Source organism: Vibrio sp. Sgm 5 (assembly GCF_026241575.1).
GTDB lineage: Bacteria > Pseudomonadota > Gammaproteobacteria > Enterobacterales > Vibrionaceae > Vibrio > Vibrio jasicida.
Genome location: NZ_JAPHPY010000125.1, coordinates 1 through 1,210 on the forward strand (window position 1 = coordinate 1; position 1,210 = coordinate 1,210).

Below are 1,210 nucleotides of genomic sequence, written 5' to 3' on the forward strand. Positions count from 1 at the left end.
ATGGTTCACCTCGTTCTGAGAGCCTACTCTAAGCGTAGGGCTTGAGAGTGAGGCGGACCATATAATTAGCCCCCGCGTTTGCGAGGGCAGGATCATAACATCAGTTTTCTAAGGCGTGTGTTTTTTCTTGATCGTTGCATGGTAAGCATGCCAAGTACCATAACCGAGGATTGGCATGGTGAAGAGCATACCTATGCCGTACGTTGCAAAGCCAATTAAGATACCGCCACAAATGATGGCTGCCCATACGATCATCGCAGGAATGTTCGACTTCACAGCGTTAAAGCTGGTAAAGACGGCGGTCATCATGTCTACACGCCTTTCCATCATTAAAGGAATAGAAAAAGCAGAAATACTGAACACGATGCACGCTAATACCAAGCCAACTAGAGAGCCAATCACTAAGAAAGGCAAGAAGTCAGTCAGTGGCGCGCCTTGAACGGACGGATAAAGTGCATGAAGCAGAGCGGCAATTCGCATCCAGAAAATCATACATACCGCGAGCATTACAGCGAATGCCCATTGAGAAGTCGAATTTCGTCCAATGGCTTTCATTGAATGGAACAAGCTTGGTTTGTGTCCACGCTCTCTCTCCCAACTGGCGTCATATAAGCCTAGTGCTAGGAATGGGCCGATTAGCATGTAGACAATTAGACTCGGCATCACCACTAAGTGTGTGCCTTGCCATTGAACCAGAAGCACGATACCAATAGCGGCGGCCATAAAGCAGATGCCGTAAAAGGCACTAATGACTGGCATGCGAACGAAGTCGTGCAGACCCAGTGAGAGCCAATGGAATGGGGCCGAAAGATTCACGGTATTGCACGGAATGGTTCTGGCATATTCGTTATCTGGGACTTCCTTTCGTTTATTTTGGAAGTCAGACGGATTCACGGTACGAGGCATAACTCCTCCTTGATTTATTCCCACGGTGGCACCTAGGCCATAAAGGATGCCTGACTGACGTTTTCATTACTTTTTTCATCACGTGAGTCCGCACCTTATCTCTATACGTTATATGCATCGGAAAGTGCATTTAACATTATGTTAACTATTGGCGGAGTTAGGGCAATTTACAAATAAATGCTGAATTTTTGTTCAAGAAAGAGATAGGAAAGAAAAAGGGAGGAGGGAACAAAAATGTATGGTCCGCCCCGTTATTGCAACTACAATTAAGTAATAACGGAGTTGGTTTGCGCTAATGTATTCG

Annotated in this window: 1 protein-coding gene; it reads right to left on the reverse strand. The window is 45.9% G+C overall.

Features of this window, described 5'->3' with window-relative positions; translation table 11 throughout:
• Positions 1-108: 108 nt before the first annotated feature.
• Positions 109-906, reverse strand: a complete 798-nt coding sequence (locus tag OQJ86_RS26325; protein ID WP_038868141.1) for a DUF2189 domain-containing protein — start codon at positions 904-906, stop codon at positions 109-111.
• Positions 907-1,210: the final 304 nt, after the last annotated feature.